Here is a 21,256-nt window from a genome sequence, read left to right on the forward strand (position 1 = left end):
CTTCGGCACCCCCGTGGGCCACGGCTCCTGGCGGGCCACCGCTCCCGAGCGGTGGCCCGCAAGTCCGTCCTGGGGCGTGGTCCGCAAGTCCGTCCTGGTGGGCGTGGTCCCTCAGGCCCCACTCAGTGCAGAGCCGCCCGCGTACCGTGCCGCGTCGCCCAACTCCTCCTCGATACGGATGAGTTGGTTGTACTTGGCGGTGCGGTCGGAGCGGGAGAGCGAGCCGGTCTTGATCTGGCCGCAGCCGGTCGCCACCGCCAGGTCGGCGATGGTCGTGTCCTCGGTCTCGCCCGAGCGGTGTGACATGACGGCCGTCCAGCCCGCCCGCTGGGCCGTGGTCACCGCGGCGAGTGCCTCGGTCAGCGTGCCGATCTGGTTGACCTTGACCAGGACCGAGTTGCCGACACCCGTGCGGATGCCCTCGCGCAGCAGCGTCTCGTTGGTGCAGAACACGTCGTCGCCGGTGAGCTGGCAGCGGTCGCCGACGCGGGCGGTCAGTTCGCGCCAGCCGTCCAGGTCGTCCTCCGCCATCGGGTCCTCGATGGAGACGACCGGGTAGGCGTCGATGAGCCTGGCCAGATAGTCGACGTTCTCGGACGGCGTGCGGCGTATCCCCTCGCCCGCGTAGTCGTACACCCCGTCGCGGAAGAACTCCGACGACGCCGGATCCATGACGAGGCCGATGTCCGGGCCGGGGCGGTAGCCCGTGCGCTCGATGGCGGCCATCACGAAGTCGAGCGCTTCCTCGGCGGTGCGCAGCGCGGGCGCGAAGCCGCCCTCGTCGCCGACGCCGGTGGAGTGCCCGGCGGCCAGGAGGTCGCGGCGCAAGGTGTGAAAGACCTCGCTGCCCATGCGCACGGCTTCGGCGAAGGTGTCCGCACCCACAGGGGCAATCATGAACTCCTGGAAATCCAGCGGATTGTCGGCGTGCGCGCCGCCGTTGACGATGTTCATCATGGGCAGCGGCAGGAGCCGGGCGTCGGCTCCGCCGAGGTAGCGGTAGAGGGGCAGGCGGTGGGCCGCCGCGGCGGCTTTGGCGGCGGCGAGGGAGACGCCGAGGATCGCGTTGGCGCCGAGGCGGGACTTCGTGGGGGTGCCGTCGAGGGCGACGAGCGCGGCGTCGAGCCCCGCCTGGTCCGCCGCGTCCCGGCCGCGCACGGAGGCCGCGATCTCCCCGTTGACGTGCGCCACGGCCCGGTCGACGCCCTTGCCGTGCCAGCGCGCGGAGTCGCCGTCACGCAGCTCCACGGCCTCACGGGCGCCGGTGGAGGCGCCGGAGGGGACGGCCGCGCGCCCCAGGGACCCGTCGGCCAGGACGATGTCGACCTCGACCGTGGGATTGCCGCGGCTGTCGATGATCCGGCGGGCGGTGACGGTCTCGATGGCGGCGTCGACCGTTCCGGTTGCCTTGGTGGACATGGGAGTTCCTCCCCGTTGTCGTGTGCCGGGGCCCGGCTGCGACAACGCTGGCGCTGAGCCCGACAGAACGAAACCATACAGCAATGCTGCTCAGTTTCGCTGAACAGCATTGCTGTGCAGTGCCTCTGCGCGGTCCGCCACTCCGCCCTCACGCTCGGCACAGCTGTGCAGGTCAGATCAGCGGCGCCGCCCCCAGGCGCGGTAAAGTGCCCTATGCCCACCTCGCCCGCATCGCCGACCGCGCGCCCCTCGGAGGCCGCCGCCATCGCCGCCGAACTGCGTACCGCGATGGGCAAGCTCACCCGGCGCGTCCAGCACGAGGACCAGATCCCGCTGGGCCAGGTCGCCGTCCTCGGCGCACTCGACCGCGACGGCGCCATGACCACCAGCGACCTGGCCGCCGATCAGCGCGTACGCCCCCAGTCGATGGCCCGAGCGGTGGGTCTGCTCATGGAGCAGAACCTGATCACGCGCAGGGCGCACCCCACGGACGGCCGCAAGTCACTGGTCGAGCTGACGGACGAGGGCCGCGCCGCGCTGGAGGCGGAACGCGGCCGCAGGGTCGGCTGGCTCGCACAGGCCATCGAGGACGAACTCACGGACGAGGAACGGGTGTTGCTGGAGCGCGGCGCGGCACTGCTGGAGCGCCTCGCCTCACGCTGAACACGTCACAGCGGCGACGGAGGCCGCACGCTCCCGGGCAGGGAGACGAGCCGCTGTCCCGGCCCCAGCGCCCCTTCGCCCACCGCCTCCAGCAGCGCCCAGGCAGTCGCCTGGTTCGCGCTGATGACCGGCTTGCCCGTGCGTTCTTCGAGGGGAGCGATGGCGTCATAGGTGGGCAGGGCCGTGCAGCTGACGAAGACGGCGTCCGCGTCGGGATGGTCGCCGGACAGGACCTTGTCCAGTACGTCCTGCTCCGCCACCCCGTAGACGTCCTCGACCCTGTCGAGGCCCAGCGGTGTGCGGGCCACGACGTCGAAACCGGACGCTTCAAGGTAGGCGGAGAGCCGTCGGTCGACCGGGTGTTGGTAGGGGTGTACGACGGCGACGCGGTGGGCGCCGACGGCGCGGAGCGCGGCGGTGACCGCGCCGCTCGTCGTCAGCGCCCGGGGCGCGCCGTGGTCCGTCATCGCTTTCCGGAGTGCCCGCTCGCCCGCCACTCCGCCGACGAAGGTGCAGGCCGTGCACAGATACGCCACGGCCCGCGCGCCGTGTTCGACGAGCTCGCGGGTCGGCTCCGCCAGCAGGTCCGGACTGCCCAGACGGGAGACGAGCTCCAGGTTGTCCCGATAGGGGACCCGCCCGGTGAGCGTCAGCGTGTGCTCCACCCCGGGCGGGAACCAGCGGCGCAGTTCCGCCTCGCGTGTGAAGTCGTACGACGCGATCACGCCGACGTGTGGCTTCATGTCATGGACTCCGGGGTCGCTCAGCTCTGCCGTGCCGTGCCGGGTGCCTGGCCCGCCTTGTCGACCACCGCGAAGTCGAGCACGGCCTCGGCCGACATGAGTGTTCCCGCCTTGCCGTACTCCGTGTCCTTCACGAGGTAGCTCCGTGATCCGAGGAACGTGAGGTCCCGGGCGTCGAAAACCCATTCGGTGCGGGCGCCGAACGTCGTGTCGTCGCGGGCGATGCCGACGCCGGTCCGGCCGGTGACGTCCTTGGCCGTGGGCACCTTCGTGACACCGGGGATCCTGGCGGCCGCCCGGTAGAGCGCGGCGGCCGTCTCGGGCGGCGTCACTCCGCCGAGGAGCCCGCCGATGCAGTCGAAGACGGCCTGGTCGCGCTCCGCCTCATCGGACTTCGGCACCTTGGCGTACAGGTAGTCAAGGAGCTTGTCGGGGTCGGTGGGCAGCGTGGAGAGCCAGTGGTAGGTGGGCCTGCCCAGGCCCGCCGGTGTGCCGTGCGTGTCGCCCAGCTCGGCGTTGATGGGCAGCGTCTCTCCCGCAGTGCGGGTCAGTCCCAGCTTGCGCAGCGGGCCCGGCTCCTGGGACACCCAGGACTCGGTGTCCCTGAGCGGGCCGACCACCGCCTTGCCGCTGCTGAGGTCCGCCCCGCCGACCTTGGACCTGGTGTACGCGAACTGGTCGTCCCTGACCCGCAGCGCGTCGCCTCTGCCCGCGGCGTCGGAGATCCGGTCGAGCAGCGCCGCCGCGGGCCGCATGCCCCGCGCCTCGTGCCGGCCGGTCGCCGCGGTGGCCGGCGCGTCGTCACCGGTCGTGAGGGCCACGCCCGTGGCCAGGATGCCGCCGAGGGCGAGGGCCGAGACGGGCACGAGGAGGGCGGGGCGCAGCAGGCGGCGGGCGAGGCGGGCCCCACCGGTGCGGTCGGCGTTCGCCTGGGCCTGTGCCTGGTCGTGGTCGATGCTTCGCATCAGTCGTTCCTTGTGGTGGAGGTACTGCTCGTGCGGGAGTCCCCGAGGGGCCGGGGGCGGCAGGAGCCGGGCGAGCTCCTCGACGTCGGCGTCCGCACGCCGGGCCTCGGACGCGGAGTTCAGAGCGGTCGAGTCGGTGTCCCAGTGGTTCATGCCGTTTCCTCCCGCACGGGCAGGGCCGCGAGCGCGGCGTCACCTGTCATCTCTCCGCGGCCCAGGCGGGGTTCCCTGCTTTCTGCCGCTCGTCCGGCGGCCGCCTCGTCCGCGTACCGGGCGAGCTCCGCCCGTGCCCGGGACAGCCGCGACCGCACCGTGCCGACGGGCACGCCGAGCGCCTCGGCCGTCTGCCGGTAGTCGAGACCCGACCACACGCACAGCGTCAGCACTTCCCGCTCGTGCCGCTTCAGTCGGCCCAGCGCGGCCTGTACGGCGTGCAGCCGCCGCGCGTCGTCGATGCGTCCCGCGAGCTCCGGGGCGAAGTCGGCGACCACGGTCTGCTGCCGCTGGCGGGCCAGGAACGCCAGGCGGCGGCGCAGACCGCGCCGTGTGTTCTCCGCCTTGTGGGTGGCGATGCCCAGCAGCCAGGGGCGCAGCGAGGCCTCGTCCGCGTGGAGCTGTTCCCGCCCCCGCCACGCCGCCAGGAATGTCTCCGACATGATGTCCTCCGCGGTCGACCAGTCACCGGTGAGCCACAGCGCGTGCCGGTAGACCTGCCGGGCGTACTGGTCGTACAGCTCGGCGAACGCGTCACGCTCGCCGGCTCTCACGCGTTCGCGCAGTTCGCGCAGATCCTTCTCCGATTCCCTCACGGTCACTCCCTCTCCGCCGCACCGGCGGAGTTCCTGTGACCTGCGCCATGTGTCGACGGTATGCCAGTGGTGTGGGAGGGAGAGGTGAGGGCAGTGTGGGGGGATGACCATGACTCTCGCCGCATACGTCCTCGGCACGCCCGACCCGCCCGCACTGGCCGATTTCTACCGTGCCCTGCTGGGCTGGGAGGAGGTCGAGCACAGCCCGGAGTGGGTCCGCCTGCGACCGCTCGAATCGGAACGCCCCGGCCTCAGCTTCCAGCTGGAACCCGACCACACGCCCCCGACGTGGCCCCAGCTCCCCGGTACGCAGCAGATGCAGGCACACCTGGACATCCAGGTCGACGACCTGGCGGCGGAGACCGAGCGCGCCTGCGCGCTGGGCGCGACGGTGGAGGGGCACCAGCCGTTGCAGCACGTACGGGTTCTCCGCGACCCGCACGGCCATCTGCTCTGCCTCTTCCTTCCCGGAGCCTGACCGCCGGGACCCGCTCAGCCGATCAGCGCCTCGGTGATCTGCCGGGAGGTCTGCGCGGCGACCCCGGGGCTGACGGCGGCGTACGTGGTGTACGCGTTGAGGCCCGTGGCCAGCGCCCAGCCGCGGCCCCTGGTCCAGGTGGCGTCGTCGACGCCGAGCGCGGCACGGAAGGCCGCTCGGCTCCCGGCGGACATCAGGGTGTAGGCGATCATCAGGTCGCAGGCCGGGTCGCCGATGCCGAGGCCGCCGAAGTCGATGACCGCGCTGAGGCGGCCGTCGACGGTCAGCAGGTTGCCGGTGTGGAAGTCGCCGTGGAACCAGACGGGCGGGCGGTCCCACGCGGGTGCGTGGAGCGCCGCGTCCCACAGCTCGGTCATGGCCGTCGCGTCGAACACGCCGTCGAGCTCGGCGATGGCGGCCCGTGTCGCCCGGTCCCGTGCGGCCAGCGGCTCACCGGCCAGATCCTCGCCGACCCCCGCGAGGCCACCGTCTGCTGAGGAGCCGTCCGGTACGAACGTCTGCAGGGCGGTGAGGAATTCGGCGAGCTGGACGGCGGCCCGGGACGAGTCGGCCAGCGACTCCGCGGTCGCCACCTCGCCGTCCAGCCACCGGGACACGGCCCATGGCCACGGATAGCCGAAGTCGGGCTCGCCCACCGCGACCGGTACCGGGATCGCCAACGGCAGGTGCGGCGCGAGCCGGGGGAGCCACACCGACTCCTTCGCGGCCTGCCCGACCGCCCCGTCGTGGCGGGGCAACCGGACCGCCAGGTCGTCCCCCAGACGGTAGATCACATGGTCCGAGCCCGCCGGTTCGAGCAGTGTCAGGGGCAGGGCGGACCACTGCGGGAACTGCGTGCCGACGAGGCGTCCGGCAAGTGCGGCATCGATCGGCGGCCGGGGGTCCGCGGTTCTTCCGGTCGTCAAGAACAACTCCTGCGCTGGGCCCGCTCGTTGCGGCGGGCGGTCGGGGTCATCCCAGCGCCTCACGAGGACGTATGTCGATCCATTTTCGCCCCTCAGAGCCGTGTCGCGGTCCGTACGAGACCCGCGACGGCCCGGGACCGGCTGTGCGGCGGCCACGCGATGACCGTCGTGACCTGCGGCGCGTCCACCACCGGCACGCCCGCGAGATCGTCGCCGAGCTGTGCCCTGCACGACTGAGGCGCGATCCAGCAGGCACGGCCCAGCGCGATCAGCTGGAACAGCTGCGCGTGGTCCCTGGCCCGCGGCCCCGGCCCGTCCGGGTATGTGCCGTCGCGTCCGGGCCAGCGCGGCAGCGGCAGATCGGGCAGCCCGGCGACCTCGGCCGCCCGCACCTGTTCGCGGGCGGCGAGGGGGTGCCCGGCGGGCAGCACCACGATCTGCCCCTCGGTGTGGAGCTCCTCGACGTCGAAGCCGGCCGTGTCGTCGAACGGCTGGTGCAGCAGGGCCACGTCGGCCCGGCCGTCACGCAGCATGGGCTCCTGCTCGCCGATCCCGCAGAGCAGCAGGTCGACGGCGACGGCGTCGGGTTCCGCGGCGTAGGCGTCGAGCAGTTTCGCCAGCAGTTCGCTGGACGCGCCCGCCTTCGTGGCGAGGACCACGGCGGGGCGGCCGGTCGCGGCGAGGGCGGCGCGGCGGGTGCGGCGTTCGGCGGCCTCGACGGCGTCCAGCGCCGCCCGGGCCTCCCGCAGGAGGACCGACCCGGCCTCGGTCAGGGTCACCGCGCGGCTCGTGCGTTCCAGCAGCACCGCGTCGAGGCGCCGTTCGAGTCGGTGGATCGCCCGCGACAACGGGGGCTGCGCGATCCCGAGCCGCTGAGCGGCCCTGCCGAAGTGCAGTTCCTCTGCTACGGCGACGAAATACCGCAACTCCCTGGTCTCCACGGAGCGATGCTACCGGCCCCGCCCCTCGCGCCCACGGGCCGCCGCCAGGATCGATACCCGTGAGGTATCGCCGCCCACCCGATCGGTGTTGGCCGCCTCCCACCACGCCCGCACAGGATGGGCGTCATGAACGGAAAGAACACGAGCGAACAGACGATCGCGCTGGTCACCGGCGCGAACAAGGGAATCGGGTACGAGATCGCGGCCGGTCTCGGCGCCCTCGGCTGGCAGGTCGGAGTCGGCGCGCGGGACGAGGAGCGCCGCGAGACCGCCGTCGCGAAACTCCGGGCGGCAGGCGTCGACGCGTTCGGCGTACCGCTCGACGTGACCGACGACGCGAGCGTGACCGCCGCGGCCGAGCAGATCGAGAACCGTGCCGGACGCCTCGACGTGCTCGTCAACAACGCCGGGATCACCGGCAGCGCGCCGCAGATGCCGACCACGGTCGACGTCGCGACCGTGCGAGCGGCCGTGGAGACCAACGTGATCGGCGTCATCCGCGTGACCAACGCGCTGCTGCCGCTGCTGCGCCGCTCGTCGTCGCCGCGGATCGTGAACATGTCCAGCGGCGTCGGCTCCCTCACCCGGCAGACCGCCCCCGGAGGCGACACGGGCCCGATCTCCGTCGCCTACGCGCCGTCGAAGACGTTCCTGAACGCGGTGACGGTCCAGTACGCCAAGGAGTTGAGCGACACGAACATCCTGATCAACGCGGCCTGCCCCGGCTACTGCGCGACCGACCTCAACGGTTTCCGCGGCGTCCGCACCCCGGAGCAGGGCGCGGCCATCGCGATCCGGCTGGCGAACCTGCCCGACGGCGGCCCGACGGGAGGCTTCTTCGACGACGAGGGGGAGGTGCCGTGGTGACGTGACACACCGGGGTGGGCCACGCCCCGCCTCACCACTGGCGGTTGACGGTCGCCTTGCTGCCGGTGACCAGGCTGGCCGGTGGCACGTCGTCGGCCACGACCGCGCCCGCGGCGATCACGGCGTCGCGGCCGATGCTGACGCCGGGGAGGATCGTGGCACCGGCGCCGATCCACACGTTCTCCGCCACGTCGATGGGCCCGCCCGTGAGCCAGCTCCGGCGCTCCTCGGGGTCGACCGGGTGGCCGACGGTGATGAACGTGACCTTGGGGGCGATCATCACGCGCTCACCGATCCGGATACCGGCGTAATCCAGGAACGTGCAGTTCTGGTTGATGAACACGCGCTCCGCGAGGTCCAGGTTGAGGCCGTGGTCCGTGTAGAAGGGCGGGTAGATCGTGGTTCGCGGGGGCAGGGGCTTGCCCAGGACCTGCTCGAACAGGGCTGCCTTGCCCTCCTCGTCCTCGAAGGGCAGGACGTTCAGGCGGGACGTGAGTTCCGTGGCCCGCAGGACCCGTTCGGACATGGCCTTGAACTCGGGGCCGTGGATGCGCATGAGCCGGTCGCCGGACATGTGGGGGTCCTTTCGTGTCGTGTTCCGAGGCCGTCACATAATCTCGTGCATGCACACTGCAGGGACTGCGGGGCGTAGCCGGGGCGAGGGGGCGAGGGTGTTCCGTAAGGGCACGAGGGTGCTGGCGGGCACCATGTTCGCGGTGTTCATGCTGCTCGTCGGCCCCAGCGCCCCGAGCGGTGCCCTCTTCGTCAGGTCGCTGCCGGTCGACGCGGTCGGCGAGATCGTGCCGAACCGGGTCATGACGTGGAACATCTGCAATCCCTGCGACGTGAGCAACATCGACCGGGCGGCGGACATCGCCACGTACGCGCCCCAGGTCATCGGTCTGCAAGAGGCGTGCGTACGGGACGTGGAGCGGATCAGGAACTATCTGCGGAGCTTCTACGGCCTCGATTACCACGTCCGGTACGGGACGGTCCTCCAGGACTGGGGCCGCTGCGGGGGAGTGCCGTGGAATCCGGGAGGCTTCGGCCAGGCCGTCCTCTCGGCGGCGCCGATGAAGGACCCGGTCGTCGTGGAATATCCCGACGGTGGCTCCGAGGACCGCGGGTACCTGGCCGTCACCACCACCGTGGGCGGCCGGTCCGTGCGGGTCTTCAACACGCATCTCGCCCAGCGGCAGCAGGAGTCGTTCCGGGCGGCCCAGGTCGGCGTACTGGCCGAGGCGGTCGCCCGGCACGACCGCGCGATCGTCCTCGGCGACTTCAACGCGGTGCCGGACGCCCCCGAACTCGGCCCCCTCTGGGAGCTGGCCGAGGACACGGACTCCGAGTGCCGCCCCGAGCCCACGGGGCCGTGCGAACCGACGACCGACTGGCACAGCAAGTTCGACTACGTCTTCCTGCGTGGCTTCGCCGCGCGCGAGCACCGCGTACAGCCCACGCCGTACTCGGACCACCACATGCTCCACACCGATGTGGAGCCGAAGTAGCCCCGTCGGTCAGCCGTCCTCCTCGTGCGCGTCGTTCTTGGACGCCCGGCGCCCCCGTGTGACCGCGAGGACGCTCCCGGCGACGGCGATCACGGCGATGGCCAGGGCGACGCTGATCCCTCCTTGCGTGTCCCAGTACACGTCCTCCAGGCTGATCAGCAGCGCCGCCTCGTCGACGACGAGGGCCAGGCCCACTCCGTAGGCGAGCCCTGTCCAGGCGCGTGCCCGCGCGGAACGATCGGTCAGGCCTGCCGCACCCACCGCCGCGAGCAGCAGGATTCCCCACACGTAGTGGTGGATGTGCACCCCGCCGGCCTGCATGTCGCCGATCCCTGCCACGTCGATGTGGATGAGCCAGGTCAGCAGGCGCATCCCGCCGAAGGTCAGGGCGAACCCCCACCAGGCGAGGACGAAGCCGCGGCGCTTGGGTGAGATGCCGGGCAGCAGACGGAGCCAGGGCGAGGGATGGGACGTCATCCGGGTTCTCCCGCCGTGAACTTCTCGATCAGCGCGGCGAGGGCGTCCGGCGCGCCGAAGTGGGCCGCGTGGGCGGCGCCGGGGATGTCCTGCGCGTACCCGTCGGCGACGAGATCCGCCACGCGCCGCGTCCATGCGACGGAGGCGATGGTGTCACCCGCTCCACGGACGGCGAGGGTGGGTGCGCGGACCCGGGCCAGGTGCGCCTCGAATGCATCGGCCGCGTCCCGCAGCGCGTGACGGAAGGAAGCCGCGCAGCGCAGGGGTCCGGTGACCAGGTAGTCGAATCCGGCGACCGCGAGCAGGGCGAGGGGTTCCCTGGGGGCGTCGGCGACGAGCCGACCGAACTGCCGCAGACCGGAGGCGCGCGGGTCGAGCGCGGGGCCGACCAGCACGAGGTGGCTCACCAGGTGGGGGTGGCGGGCGGCGAGGGCAGCGACCACCTGGCAGCCGACCGAGTTCGCCACCAGGACAGCGGGCCCCGGCGGCAGACCGCGCTCCAGGCCGTGCGCCAGGGCGTCCGCGAGCCGTTCGACGTCGGGCGCACGGCGTACGACGGACCGCGAGCGCCCGTTGCCCGGGAGGTCGGGCACGACGACGCTCGCGCCGCCCGCGGCCAGTCGGCGCGCGAGCGGCACGAAGTAGCGGCCCGAGAGCCCGAGTCCGTGGACGAGCACGTGGGCCGGGCGGCCCTCGCGCGGTGGAGGCCCGTACCTGCGGGCGTGGAAGCCGACGTCAGTCATGTGATCCACATGCCCACGATCGGCACTCGTATCGCCCAAAACGCCCCAATGCGTCTCAGGTCGGCTCAGGGTGCCTCAGGCGTTGACGTCAAAAGGCACGCCCGCCGGGAGGGCCGCGGCCAGATGGCCGGGGAAGCTCGCGTCCTTGAGCCCGAAATGGGCGCTGCCGAAGTCGTGGGCGCTCAGCTTGTCCCGAAGCCCCGCCGGGTAACCGTTCCAGCCGATGAGGGCGGGGAACTGCCAGGCGCCGCGGTGGTTCTCGGGAGGCTCGTCGCCCGCGGTCGCGGCGCGGAAGCAGTGCGTCCCGATGCCGTCCTTGTGGTAGACGATCTTCGGATGCGTGCCGTCCCAGCGGATCTGGTCGCGCGAGTGGACGCGGAACTTGCCGTGGGCCGAGGTGGCGACGTACTCGGCGCGTCCGTCCTTCACCCACACGACGACGTGCTCCCAGTCGTGCCGGTGGCCGCCGAGGCCACTGCCCGCCACGGCCTGGTCCTTTTCGAAGTAGAGGCCGTACATGACGGCGCACCAGCCGTTGTTGCACTTGGTGCGGGAGTAGCCGTTGGTGTCGGCGAGGTCGCTCGCGTCATGGCACTGCCCGTTGACGGCGCCGCTCGGCTTGAGCCCGCCGTTCACCGTTCCGTCGGGTCCGATGGCGGGCGTCGGATAACAGCCGTCACCGTCGTAGTCGTACGCGGGCTGGAACGTCTGCTCGGTGCCGTCGGCGTTCGCGGGCAGTGCCTGCGGCGGCGCGGCGACGGCCGATCCGGCGAAGGCCACGACCAGGGTGAGGGCGCCGCCGACGGGCAGGGAGGCACGTCGGATCACACGACTCGACCTCGACCTCGACCTCGACTTCGACTTCAGCTTCAAGGGGGGTTCTCCTCGGGTACGGCGGGACGGTGACGGGCAGCTTGAGCAGCCTTGTCATGCCCGCAACATCTCCTGGTCACGCGTACGAGGAGTTACGCGTATCGGAAGGGGAGTTGACGCATGGGCATGGCCGCCGAGAGTCTCGCGCGGAGACACTTCAGCGGTCAGGGGGGAATCGGATGGTCTACGCACAACCGATGGCGCGGGCGGTCGTGGAACCGGCCGTACGCGAGCTGATGCACCGGTGCGCAGACGGGCAGGAGCTGTCCACGACGGTCACGCTCGGCGGAGACGGCTTCGACCTGCACGCCCACGTCCGCGTGCGCCCGACCGCTCCCGGCCGGTTCGAGGTCTCGGTCGCCTGCTGGGCCGTCAACAAGGACATGGCTCGCTATTTCGGGGACAGCCCCCCGAGCCGGGACGAGGCCCGGCTGCCCCCGGACGGCACGGCCACGCCGGACGGCTCGCTCACCGCCCGGGTGATCGGCCACTTGGCCACCCGTCTGAAGGCCGTCGACGACCCGCGCCCGGACCGGGGCGGCCATCTCGCCGTCACGGTCCCTGCCGCCGCTCCTCCCGGGGATCCGGACTGAGGGAGTGGTTCATGTGTTCGAATCTGGTTGGCTCCACAGGATGCGGATCCGGCGTCGCGCCCTGAATCTGGAGGGGAAGGGGAGGAAAGCGAAGAGTCGAGAGGCAGGTACAGCCCATGTCGGTCATGGACAAGCTCAAGCAGATGCTCAAGGGGCACGAGGACAAGGCCGGGCAGGGAATCGACAAGGCCGGCGACTTCGTCGACGACAGGACCCAGGGCAAGTACTCCAGCCAGGTCGACACCGCCCAGGACAAGCTCCGGGACCAGTTCGGCTCGGACCGGTCCCAGCAGGACCCGCCGCAGAGCTAGGCGGGAGGCGCATTCGAACACGGTGCGGGCCCCCGTTCCTCCGCAGGACGCGGAGGAACGGGGGCCTCCTGCGCTTCGACGGATGGATCGCGGGCCTCGGCACCGGCTCCGGCGTGCGGCTGGTCGTAGGGCACTGGCCGGTGTCCCCGATGGGGCCGTTCGCCGACGTCATGGTGGAGCACGCCGACGGCCGCCGCGTGCTGCTCGCGCCGTCGCTGCGGGTCGCGGAGTTCGTCGCCGCCACGTACCGCTTCGACGACATCGTCATCTGGCCCGTGACCGTCGAGTCCGGGCAGGGGCGACAGGAGTGGACCGTGACGGCGGGGCCGCTGCGGCTCGCCTTCCGGCCCGGGCGCTCCACGGCGCTCGGGTGCCTGCTGCGCCTGGTCCCGGGTCGCCTCGCGAGCAGCCCCGGCTGGGCCGCCCTCTGTGACGTGCCCGCCCGTCTGCTGATGCCGGGCGTACGGACGCGCGGCAGCGCGGGCGGGGGACGCCGTGAGTGGTACGCAGCCAGGGACCTGCGCACCCTCACCTCGGCGCGCGCCTCCTGGGACGGGCGGGACCTGGGCGCGCTCACCGCGGTGGAACCCCCGGTCCGCTTCGGGTTCGGGTCCGTGCCCCGCAAGCCCTCCCTGACCCGTGTCGTCACCACGGTGGAACTCCCGGCCGCCGAACGCCCGTAGCCATCCGGTTCATGGCTTGTGCCCACAAGGCCTCCCGTCGCGGTTTGGCTCGAGCCCCCGGACGGAAGACGCTCGTACGAGCCGCCGGGGCGTCCGGAGCCCCGGCGTGGTGGGCCGACAACCCCCGCCCGCAGCCCGCAGCCCGCAGGTCGCGTGGTCGCACGCAGCGGATGATGCGGACCGCCACCGGCGACACCGCGGTCCTGCGCGCACCGACCGACCTCATGGCCCAGTCCGCACCCCCTCACCTGCCCGGCCGGGCCGCGGGCTCAGCAACGCGCGCCGGTGAACGCGAGCACCCCCGGCTCGGCCGACACGGCGTGACCACGCGCGCCCCCACACGTTCTCCATGTCTTCGAGACTTGACCGGGAACACGCATCTATTGACGTGACTCGTTCAGGAAATTTAGGGTCCCTGAACCCTCGCAAGGCGAACCAGAGTGACGGAGAACAATGACGTACTCCCATGGTGCGCGGCCGCGCGCCGCCCGACTGACCGCGGTGCTGCTGGCCGGAACCCTCGTCGCCTCGGTGCCTTCGGTCGCGACCGGCACGGGCCGGGACGGCGCCACCACCCCCGGCGCGCACTGCCGCACGGATGACGGATGGACCCTCGACACCACCACCCGGGCCGACGCCAAGGACACGTATCACGCCTTCGTCGGCAACGGTTACCTGGGACAACGCGTACCGCCCAACGGCACCGGATACACCGAGAGCGAGGCCAGGACGGGATGGCCGCTGTTCACCCCGCGCTACGACGGCTCCTTCGTGTCCGGCCTCTACGCGCACAACAAGAAGACCGCCGAGGACCGCCAGGCCGTCGCCGCCCTGCCCAACTGGACCGGCCTCACGGTCAGCACGGGCGGAGCGCGGAGCGATACCTTCAACTCTTCTACGCCCGCCGGCCGCATCTCCGACTACCGCCAGTCGCTCCTCCTGCACTGCGGCGTCGTCCGTACGTCGCTGACCTGGACGGCCGCCGACGGACGCCGCACCGACCTCGTCCATGAAGTGCTCGCCGACCGCACCGACCCGCACGTCGGTGCCGTCCGGATGCGGATGACGCCGCACTGGAACGGTGAGGCGACCGTCACCGACCTGCTGGACGGCCGCGGCGCCCGCCGCATCCAGCAGACCGGCGGCGGCGACCGGTCCGGCGGAGACCGGCACGCCTCCCGGACCGCACCGAGCATGGACGTCGCCTTCCGCACGGACGGCACGAAGATCGACGGAGCCATCGCCTCCACGCTCCGCGCCGACCACGGAGCGCGCGGCGCCAAAACCCGACAGGCGCGGCCAGCAGCGGACCTGACGGCACGCCAGGGGATCGCCCTGCCGGTCCGGCGCGGTCAGTCCTACGACTTCACCAAGTACGTCGGGATCGACACGGGCCTGACCTCCCGCGCACCCCGCGAGGACGCCACCGCCGCCTCGCGGCGCGCCGCCGATCGCGGCATGCGGACCATGCTGCGCTCGCACACCGCCGCCTGGGCCGAGCTCTGGCGCGGTGACATCGGGGTGCGCGGGCGGCGAGACATGCAGTCATGGGTGCGGTCCGCGCAGTACGGACTGCTCGCCAACACCCGCAGGGGCGCCGCGGACAGCATCGCACCCGCGGGCCTGACCAGCGACAACTACGCCGGCCTCGTCTTCTGGGACGCCGAGACCTGGATGTACCCGGGCCTGCTCGCCACCCGACCCGAACTCGCCAAGTCGGTGGTCGACTACCGCTACCGCACCCGGGCGGGTGCCCGCGAGAACGCACGCAAGCTCGGCTACGAAGGACTCTTCTACCCCTGGAACAGCGGCAGTTCGGGCAACCTCGCCAAGGAGTGCCACAGCGTCGACCCGCCGCACTGCCGCACCCAGATCCACCTCCAGTCCGACATCTCCCTCGCCACCTGGCAGTACTACCTCGCCACCAAGGACACGGACTGGCTGCGCAAGCGGGGCTACCCGGTCATGAAGGGCATCGCCGAGTTCTGGGCGGGCCGCGTCAGCCGGAACAAGGACGGCAGCTACTCGATCAAGGACACGGCCGGGCCCGACGAGTACAGCAACGGCGTCGACGACGCGGTCTTCACCAACGCGGGCGCCGCCACCGCCCTGCGCCACGCCACCCGCGCCGCCGAACTCGCGGGCGAGCGCGCCCCCGCCCGGTGGAACACCATCGCCGACCGCATCCGCGTCCCGTACGACGAGAAGCGCAAGGTCTTCCAGCAGTACGACGGCTACAAGGGCAGCACCATCAAGCAGGCGGACACCGTCCTCCTGATGTACCCGCTGGAGTGGAAGATGCCCGAGGGCGCGGCGGCCGCCACCCTCGACTACTACGCGCAGCGCACCGACCCGGACGGCCCGGCCATGACGGACTCGGTGCACGCCATCGACGCCGCCGGGATCGGTGAGCCCGGCTGCTCCACGTACACCTACCTGGAGCGCTCCATCAGGCCGTTCGTCCGCGGTCCCTTCGCGCAGTTCTCGGAGGCCCGCGGCGACAAGGCGGGCGCCGAGGATCCTCTGTCGGGCTCGCCCGCGCACGACTTCCTCACCGGCAAGGGCGGCTTCCTGCAGACCTTCACCAACGGCCTGACCGGCATGCGGATGCGGGAGAACAGCCTCCGCCTCGACCCGATGCTGCCCCCGCAGCTCGGCCGCGGCGTCACCCTGCGCGGTCTCGCCTGGCAGGGGCGCACGTACGACATCGAGATCGGCGCCCGCCGCACGACCGTCCGCCTCACCGACGGCGCACCGATGGCGCTCGACACCCCGCAGGGCAAGCGGACCCTCGGCAAGGGCGCCCCGGTCGTCCTTGAGACCCGCCGCCCCGACCTGATCCCCACCACCAACAAGGCCCGCTGCACCGCCGCCAAAGCCTCCTCCGAGCAGCCCGGCATGTACGCGGGCGCCGCCTTCGACGGCAACTCGGCGACCGCCTGGGTTCCGGACGGCGCGAACGGCCGGCTCACCACGGACCTGACCGAGCCGGTGCGCGTCAGGAAGGTCACGCCCGCATGGAGCGGCACCGAACCGGCCGACCACAGCGTGGAGGTCTCCCTCGACGGGCGGAACTGGCACCGGGCCGACGCGGACGACCCGCGGCTCGCGCGGTACGTGCGGGTGACGGTGCGAGGCGAGGAGGGGGCGAAGAAGCACCCGGGGGTCGCCGAGCTGACGGTGGACTAGCCACCCGTTTCCGGGGCTGCGCCAGGATTCAGCTCCAGAACTCGACCAGGGCGGCGGCGAGTTCACCGGGTGCCTCCTCCGCCATGTGGTGTCCGGACTCGACGGGACCCCCGACCGGGGGTCCCGCCGCCCAGTCGCGCCAGACGCCCAGCACGTCGCCGTAGAGATCGACCATGTCGTCGCGGGTGGCCCACAGCACCTGTAGAGGACACGCGATGCGCCGGCCGGCCCGCCGGTCGGCGTCGTCGTGTTCCCGGTCGACACCGAGCCCCGCCCGGTAGTCCTCGCACATCGCGTGCACGGTGGCCGGGTCGTGGATCGCGCGCCGGTAGTCCTCGTACGCCTCGTCGCCCATGTGCTCGGCGGTGGCTTTGTACCAGGCCGCAGGGTCGGCGTTGATGACGCGTTCGGCGGGCTTGTCGGTCTGCCCGAGGAAGAACCAGTGCCACCAGCTCGCGGCGAACGTCGCGTCGCAGCGCCGCAGTGCCTCGCCGATGGGAACGGCGTCGAGGACGCTCAGGGCGGACACCGACTCCGGGTGGTCCAGGGTGAGACGCGTCGCCACGTACGCGCCCCTGTCGTGCCCCACCACCGCGAACCGCTCGTGTCCGAGTCCGCGCATCACCGCGAGGCAGTCACCCGCCATGGCGCGCTTGGAGTACGGGCGGTGCCGATCGTCGGTCGGCGGCTTCTCGGAGCCTCCGTAGCCCCGCAGGTCCGGGCAGACGACCGTGTACCCGGCCGCGACCAGCAGTGGGGCGACACGGTGCCAGGTCGCGTGTGTGCGGGGATGGCCGTGCAGGAGCAGCACCGCGGGCCCGCTCCCGCCGTGTCTGACCCGCAGTCGCACGCCGTCGCCCTCGCACCGCGTCAGCTCGAAGTCGTCGAACACATGGCCTCCACTGTCTCAACCTGCGGCTCGATCACGCAGTCGGCGGACGGGTACCCGCCGGGAAGGGGTAGAAAGGAGCCATGGTCGAACCCGTGAAGTGCCCTGAGGACGCGGAAGGCGTCGATGCGGTGACCCGAGCGGTCCTGACGGCGTCGAGACTGCTGGTCGCCGTGTCGGCGCGGTCCCTCGCGGAGGTCGAGGAACGCGTGACGCTCCCTCAGTTCCGCATGCTCGTCGTCCTGTCGACGCGAGGTGCCACGAAACTGGTCACGCTCGCCGAGCACTTGCAGGTGGCGCCGTCGACCGCCATGCGGATGGTGGACCGGCTCATCACGGCGGGCCTGGCCGACCGGCGGGTCAATCCCCGCAACCGCCGTGAGACGTTGCTCCAGGTCACCGACGAGGGGCGGCGGACCGTCGAGACCGTCACCGCCCGGCGCAGGGAGGAGGTCACGGCGATCGTCGAGCGCATCGACCCCGGGCAACGCGGGGCTCTGGTCACGGCGTTGACCGCGTTCAACGAAGCCGGCGGTGAGCCGCCGGTGCCGGACGCGGACGGCCGGGAGCCGCATCCGCTCGGCTGGGCGGAGGCGACGGCAGGGGCCTGACCGCGGACGCGTCAGCGCTGGTGGCCCAGCGGGCACAGTGTCGTGCTTTCGCCGGCCACCGTCTCCTGCCGGCGCCAGTGCCGGGCGCAGTAGGGGACGTCGCACCCGGCGCAGAAACCCGCGTCGCCTTTGAGGCCCGCCGTGTGGATGCGGGCGAAGGTGCGCGGATAACGGAAGGCTCTTCGGTAACGTTCCGCGTCGTCGGCCAGAACGTTCTCACCCGCGCCGTTCGTGTACGCGTCGCTCTGCACGGCGAACCACCAGAGCGAGTGGTTTCTCGAGGCGGCGTAGGCGGCCCGGCCCATCGCGTCCCAGCGCGGCATACTCACGGGATGCGCGCCGGGAGGGGTGAACTCGAGGTGCGCGATGTGTGCCTTGCACACGGCGCAGGCCACGTACAGGACGAACATGAGCGAGGGCACTTGTCTCATGGGGCGAGGCCTTGGGGGAGGCGCGAGTACTGCTCGGTGAACGCATCCTTGCACAGTGCAACGCGGCACAGAACAGGAAGCGGGACGAGCGGGCGATACGCGCCACGGATCGGACACCGCCGAGTACATCACCTCCGGCACATGACGGCCGACTGCCTCACTGGCCGCCGGGTGGGCACATGTGTGCGGCGCCCCGGTTCGAACCGGAGCGCCGCACACGCGTCAGGACGCGCTCGTCCCGATCTCCGCACGGACCGTCCTGGCCGCCGCGACCAGGTTCTCCAGTGATGCCCGGGTCTCGGGCCAGCCGCGCGTCTTCAGACCGCAGTCGGGGTTGACCCAGAGCCGTTCGGCAGGGATGGCGTCGAGTCCCTTGCGCAGCAGGGCGGCGGCTTCCTCGGCGCCGGGGACGCGCGGGGAGTGGATGTCGTACACGCCCGGACCCGCCTCGCGCGGGTAGCCGTGGGCGGCGAGTTCGCGCGCCACCTGCATGTGCGAGCGGGCCGCCTCAAGGCTGACGACGTCCGCGTCGAGGTCGTCGATGGCCTGCACGATGTCACCGAACTCCGCGTAGCACATGTGCGTGTGGATCTGGGTGTCCGGCCGTACCCCGCTGGTGGTGAGGCGGAAGGACTCGGTGGCCCAGGCCAGGTAGGCGGGGTGGTCGGCGGCGCGCAGCGGCAGCGTCTCGCGCAGGGCGGGCTCGTCGACCTGGATGACCGAGGTGCCGGTCGCCTCCAGGTCGCCGACCTCGTCGCGCAGGGCGAGGGCGACCTGGCGTGCGGTGTCGCCGAGCGGCTGGTCGTCGCGGACGAAGGACCACGCGAGCATGGTGACCGGGCCGGTGAGCATGCCCTTGACGGGCCGATCGGTGAGGGACTGGGCGTACGTCGTCCAGCGCACCGTCATCGGCTCGGGGCGCGAGATGTCTCCGGCGAGGATCGGCGGGCGCACATAGCGGGTGCCGTACGACTGGACCCAGCCGTGCTGTGTGGCGAGGTAACCGGTGAGCTGTTCGGCGAAGTACTGCACCATGTCGTTGCGTTCCGGCTCACCGTGCACCAGGACGTCGATGCCCGTCTTCTCCTGGAACGAGATCACCTCCCGGATCTCGGCCCTGATGCGCTCCTCGTACCCGACGCCGTCGATCCGTCCGGCACGCAGGTCGGCGCGGGCCGCGCGCAGTTCACCGGTCTGCGGGAACGAGCCGATGGTCGTCGTCGGCAGCAGCGGCAGGCCGAGCGCGGCACGCTGGGCGGCCGCTCGCTCCGCGTACGGCTGGGAGCGCCGCGCGTCGGCGTCCGTGACGGCGCCGGTGCGGGCGCGCACGGCCGGGTCACGCGTGATGGGGGAGCCCGCTCGGGAGGCCAGGTCGGCGCGGTTCGCGGCGAGTTGGGTGGAGATCGTGTGGGTGCCGCGGGCGAGACCGCGGGCGAGCGTCACGATCTCGGTGGTCTTCTGGCGGGCGAACGCGAGCCACCGCAGGATCTGTGGCTCGATGTCCCGTTCGAGCCCCGTGTCGAGGGGGACGTGCAGGAGGGAGCAGGACGCGGCCACGTCGACCCGTTCGGCGAGACCGAGCAGGGTGCCAAGGGTGGACAGGGACTTCTCCAGGTCGTTGACCCAGATGTTGCGGCCGTTGACGACACCGGCGACCAGACGCTTGCCGGGCAGCCCGCCCACGGAGGCCAGCGCTTCGAGGTTGCCGGCGGCAGCCTCCGTGAAGTCGAGGGCGAGCCCGTCGACCGGGGCCTTCGCGAGAACGGGCAGCGCGTCGCCGAGCCGGTCGAAGTACGACGCGACGAGCAGCTTGGGCCGGTCGGTCAGGGCGCCGAGGTCGCGGTAGGCGCGCTCGGCCGCGTTGAGGTCGGCGGGCGTGCGGTCCTGGACGAGGGCGGGCTCGTCCAGCTGGACCCATTCGGCGCCCGCCGCGCGCAGGTCGGCGAGCACCTCCGCGTACACCGGAAGGAGCCGGTCGAGCAGCGTCAGCGGGTCGAAGTCGGCGGCGACGCCGGGCGCGGGCTTGGCCAGCAGGAGGTACGTGACCGGCCCGACGAGCACGGGCCGCGCCGTCAGCCCGAGCGCACGGGCCTCCTCGAACTCGGTCACCTGCTTGGAGGAGTTGGCGGAGAAAACGGTTTCAGGCCCCAACTCGGGAACGAGGTAGTGGTAGTTGGTGTCGAACCACTTCGTCATCTCCAGCGGTGCCACGTCCTGCGTGCCGCGCGCCATCGCGAAGTAGCCGTCGAGGGCGTCCGCGTCGACGGCGGCGCGGTGCCGCTCCGGGATCGCGCCCACCATCACGGTGGTGTCCAGGACGTGGTCGTAGTACGAGAAGTCGCCGGTCGGGACTTCGCCGATACCGGCGTCGGTGAGTTCACGCCAGTTGGCGCGACGGAGGTCGGCGGAGGCGGCGCGGAGGGCGTCGGCGGTGACGCGGCCCTTCCAGTAGCCCTCGACGGCCTTCTTCAGTTCGCGGTGGGCGCCCTGGCGGGGGTAGCCGTACACGGTGGCCCGTGCTGCCGCGGCTGCGGTCCTTGTGGTCACGGAGATCTCCTTCGCGAGATGAATCCCTGAGATCCCGGGGACGGGACGAGAGCGCGAAGGGTGACGCACCGGACGGCCCGGGACCGCGCGCCGGGCGCGGCCGTCCGTCAGATGTGTTCGCCGACCCGCCCTCGAGGTCACCGGGATATCCGCGCACGAAACGGTTCGGGCACGGACAGCGGGCAGGTCTTCGGACTCGCGGGCACGTCCTCCGGGGAGGCCTCCTACTGGCCGTCGCTTCCCAGGACCTTGCGTCGGTCCCAGTGCATGTGACGGCGGTCGTTCCCGCTCACCGCTGCGGGGCAGTCCCGGATTCCCACCGGGTTCCCTCTTGCGACGCTCCCGCCTGGCGGACGGGGCGAACCAGCTGCACCGATCACCTTACGGCGCGCTCCGCCGACGGACCGGGCCGTGTCCGGCATTCGGAGGGTGAGGTGGAACACGTGCGCGATGCGCTTCGGCCACGGGCCGGCAGGGAAGGCGGTACCCGGTGGCGAACGGCCCGAACAGACCGGCGGCCCGCCCCCGGGGCCAGGCAAGCTACGGAGACATGAACCACGAGACATGAACCGCCACCACGCCGGGGACGT

General features: G+C 71.9%; 22 protein-coding genes and 1 riboswitch. Of the genes, 9 read left to right on the forward strand and 13 right to left on the reverse strand.

Translation table 11 applies throughout. From position 1 onward, the window contains the following. Positions 1-111: 111 nt before the first annotated feature. Positions 112-1,419, reverse strand: coding sequence for a phosphopyruvate hydratase (gene eno / locus DEJ47_RS34780; protein WP_150175098.1), 1,308 nt, complete (start codon positions 1,417-1,419; stop codon positions 112-114). A 213-nt stretch (positions 1,420-1,632) separates the two neighbouring features. Here eno and DEJ47_RS34785 point away from each other — a divergent pair, with 213 nt between their 5' ends. Further along, complete coding sequence (locus DEJ47_RS34785) at positions 1,633-2,082, forward strand: MarR family winged helix-turn-helix transcriptional regulator (protein ID WP_150175099.1); 450 nt, start codon at positions 1,633-1,635, stop codon at positions 2,080-2,082. 5 nt (positions 2,083-2,087) lie between these two features. Here DEJ47_RS34785 and DEJ47_RS34790 read toward each other — a convergent pair whose 3' ends face one another. From DEJ47_RS34790 to DEJ47_RS34800, 3 genes are read right to left on the reverse strand one after another with little or no spacing between them, the layout of a single operon-like run. Then, positions 2,088-2,825, reverse strand: a complete 738-nt coding sequence (locus DEJ47_RS34790) for an Asp/Glu racemase (protein ID WP_150175100.1) — start codon at positions 2,823-2,825, stop codon at positions 2,088-2,090. A gap of 20 nt (positions 2,826-2,845) precedes the next feature. After that, positions 2,846-3,943, reverse strand: coding sequence for a CU044_5270 family protein (locus DEJ47_RS34795; protein ID WP_150175101.1), 1,098 nt, complete (start codon positions 3,941-3,943; stop codon positions 2,846-2,848). Then, positions 3,940-4,569 (reverse strand): RNA polymerase sigma factor, encoded by a 630-nt coding sequence (locus DEJ47_RS34800; protein WP_150176081.1) that lies wholly within the window; start codon positions 4,567-4,569, stop codon positions 3,940-3,942. Before DEJ47_RS34800 ends, DEJ47_RS34795 begins: the two co-directional genes overlap by 4 nt. Before the next feature lie 133 nt (positions 4,570-4,702). On the opposite strand from DEJ47_RS34800, the gene DEJ47_RS34805 reads away from it, so the two are divergent. Continuing rightward, positions 4,703-5,077 (forward strand): VOC family protein, encoded by a 375-nt coding sequence (locus DEJ47_RS34805; RefSeq protein ID WP_150175102.1) that lies wholly within the window; start codon positions 4,703-4,705, stop codon positions 5,075-5,077. A gap of 14 nt (positions 5,078-5,091) precedes the next feature. On the opposite strand, the gene DEJ47_RS34810 is transcribed toward DEJ47_RS34805, so the two are convergent. Then, complete coding sequence (locus DEJ47_RS34810) at positions 5,092-6,003, reverse strand: aminoglycoside phosphotransferase family protein (protein WP_150175103.1); 912 nt, start codon at positions 6,001-6,003, stop codon at positions 5,092-5,094. 92 nt (positions 6,004-6,095) lie between these two features. Then, complete coding sequence (locus DEJ47_RS34815; protein WP_150175104.1) at positions 6,096-6,944, reverse strand: LysR family transcriptional regulator; 849 nt, start codon at positions 6,942-6,944, stop codon at positions 6,096-6,098. A gap of 126 nt (positions 6,945-7,070) precedes the next feature. Between DEJ47_RS34815 and DEJ47_RS34820 the strand changes: the two genes are divergently transcribed. Next, a complete protein-coding gene (locus tag DEJ47_RS34820; RefSeq protein ID WP_150175105.1) occupies positions 7,071-7,811 on the forward strand; it encodes an SDR family oxidoreductase in 741 nt (246 codons plus the stop codon). A gap of 31 nt (positions 7,812-7,842) precedes the next feature. Here DEJ47_RS34820 and DEJ47_RS34825 read toward each other — a convergent pair whose 3' ends face one another. Beyond that, positions 7,843-8,385 (reverse strand): sugar O-acetyltransferase, encoded by a 543-nt coding sequence (locus tag DEJ47_RS34825; protein WP_190415709.1) that lies wholly within the window; start codon positions 8,383-8,385, stop codon positions 7,843-7,845. Between the two features lie 133 nt (positions 8,386-8,518). On the opposite strand from DEJ47_RS34825, the gene DEJ47_RS34830 reads away from it, so the two are divergent. Next, positions 8,519-9,319, forward strand: a complete 801-nt coding sequence (locus tag DEJ47_RS34830) for an endonuclease/exonuclease/phosphatase family protein (protein WP_223828789.1) — start codon at positions 8,519-8,521, stop codon at positions 9,317-9,319. Positions 9,320-9,328: 9 nt separating this feature from the next. Here the strand turns inward: DEJ47_RS34830 and DEJ47_RS34835 are convergent, their stop codons facing one another. The 3 genes from DEJ47_RS34835 to DEJ47_RS34845 form a co-directional block, all read right to left on the reverse strand. Next, complete coding sequence (locus DEJ47_RS34835) at positions 9,329-9,796, reverse strand: hypothetical protein (protein WP_150175107.1); 468 nt, start codon at positions 9,794-9,796, stop codon at positions 9,329-9,331. Further along, a complete protein-coding gene (locus DEJ47_RS34840; protein WP_150176083.1) occupies positions 9,793-10,539 on the reverse strand; it encodes an alpha/beta fold hydrolase in 747 nt (248 codons plus the stop codon). Before DEJ47_RS34840 ends, DEJ47_RS34835 begins: the two co-directional genes overlap by 4 nt. 75 nt (positions 10,540-10,614) lie before the next feature. After that, complete coding sequence (locus DEJ47_RS34845; RefSeq protein WP_223828627.1) at positions 10,615-11,367, reverse strand: NPP1 family protein; 753 nt, start codon at positions 11,365-11,367, stop codon at positions 10,615-10,617. 224 nt (positions 11,368-11,591) lie between these two features. Here DEJ47_RS34845 and DEJ47_RS34850 point away from each other — a divergent pair, with 224 nt between their 5' ends. The 4 genes from DEJ47_RS34850 to DEJ47_RS34865 all read left to right on the forward strand — a co-directional run bounded on the left by DEJ47_RS34850 (position 11,592) and on the right by DEJ47_RS34865 (position 16,188). After that, positions 11,592-12,005, forward strand: coding sequence for a hypothetical protein (locus DEJ47_RS34850; RefSeq protein WP_150175108.1), 414 nt, complete (start codon positions 11,592-11,594; stop codon positions 12,003-12,005). Positions 12,006-12,121: 116 nt separating this feature from the next. After that, complete coding sequence (locus DEJ47_RS34855; protein ID WP_150175109.1) at positions 12,122-12,316, forward strand: antitoxin; 195 nt, start codon at positions 12,122-12,124, stop codon at positions 12,314-12,316. A 113-nt stretch (positions 12,317-12,429) separates the two neighbouring features. Further along, positions 12,430-12,999: a hypothetical protein gene (locus tag DEJ47_RS34860; protein ID WP_223828628.1), complete on the forward strand. Its 570-nt coding sequence runs from the start codon at positions 12,430-12,432 to the stop codon at positions 12,997-12,999. Between the two features lie 453 nt (positions 13,000-13,452). Next, positions 13,453-16,188: a discoidin domain-containing protein gene (locus tag DEJ47_RS34865; RefSeq protein ID WP_150175110.1), complete on the forward strand. Its 2,736-nt coding sequence runs from the start codon at positions 13,453-13,455 to the stop codon at positions 16,186-16,188. 28 nt (positions 16,189-16,216) lie between these two features. Here DEJ47_RS34865 and DEJ47_RS34870 read toward each other — a convergent pair whose 3' ends face one another. Further along, the gene (locus DEJ47_RS34870; protein WP_150175111.1) at positions 16,217-17,080 is read right to left on the reverse strand and encodes an alpha/beta fold hydrolase; all 864 of its coding nucleotides are present in this window, start codon (positions 17,078-17,080) and stop codon (positions 16,217-16,219) included. 80 nt (positions 17,081-17,160) lie between these two features. On the opposite strand from DEJ47_RS34870, the gene DEJ47_RS34875 reads away from it, so the two are divergent. Continuing rightward, a complete protein-coding gene (locus DEJ47_RS34875; RefSeq protein ID WP_150175112.1) occupies positions 17,161-17,688 on the forward strand; it encodes a MarR family winged helix-turn-helix transcriptional regulator in 528 nt (175 codons plus the stop codon). An 11-nt stretch (positions 17,689-17,699) separates the two neighbouring features. Here the strand turns inward: DEJ47_RS34875 and DEJ47_RS34880 are convergent, their stop codons facing one another. Together DEJ47_RS34880 and metE are read right to left on the reverse strand one after the other, a co-directional pair. Next, on the reverse strand, positions 17,700-18,119 hold the full coding sequence (locus DEJ47_RS34880; RefSeq protein ID WP_150175113.1) for a hypothetical protein: 420 nt from the start codon (positions 18,117-18,119) through the stop codon (positions 17,700-17,702). Positions 18,120-18,341: 222 nt separating this feature from the next. Beyond that, positions 18,342-20,666, reverse strand: a complete 2,325-nt coding sequence (gene metE, locus DEJ47_RS34885; RefSeq protein WP_150175114.1) for a 5-methyltetrahydropteroyltriglutamate--homocysteine S-methyltransferase — start codon at positions 20,664-20,666, stop codon at positions 18,342-18,344. A 163-nt stretch (positions 20,667-20,829) separates the two neighbouring features. Then, a riboswitch (cobalamin riboswitch) is annotated at positions 20,830-21,049 on the reverse strand. Between the last annotated feature and the right edge of the window lie 207 nt (positions 21,050-21,256).

It is taken from the genome of Streptomyces venezuelae, from assembly GCF_008642355.1.
In the GTDB taxonomy this organism is placed as follows: domain Bacteria; phylum Actinomycetota; class Actinomycetes; order Streptomycetales; family Streptomycetaceae; genus Streptomyces; species Streptomyces venezuelae_B.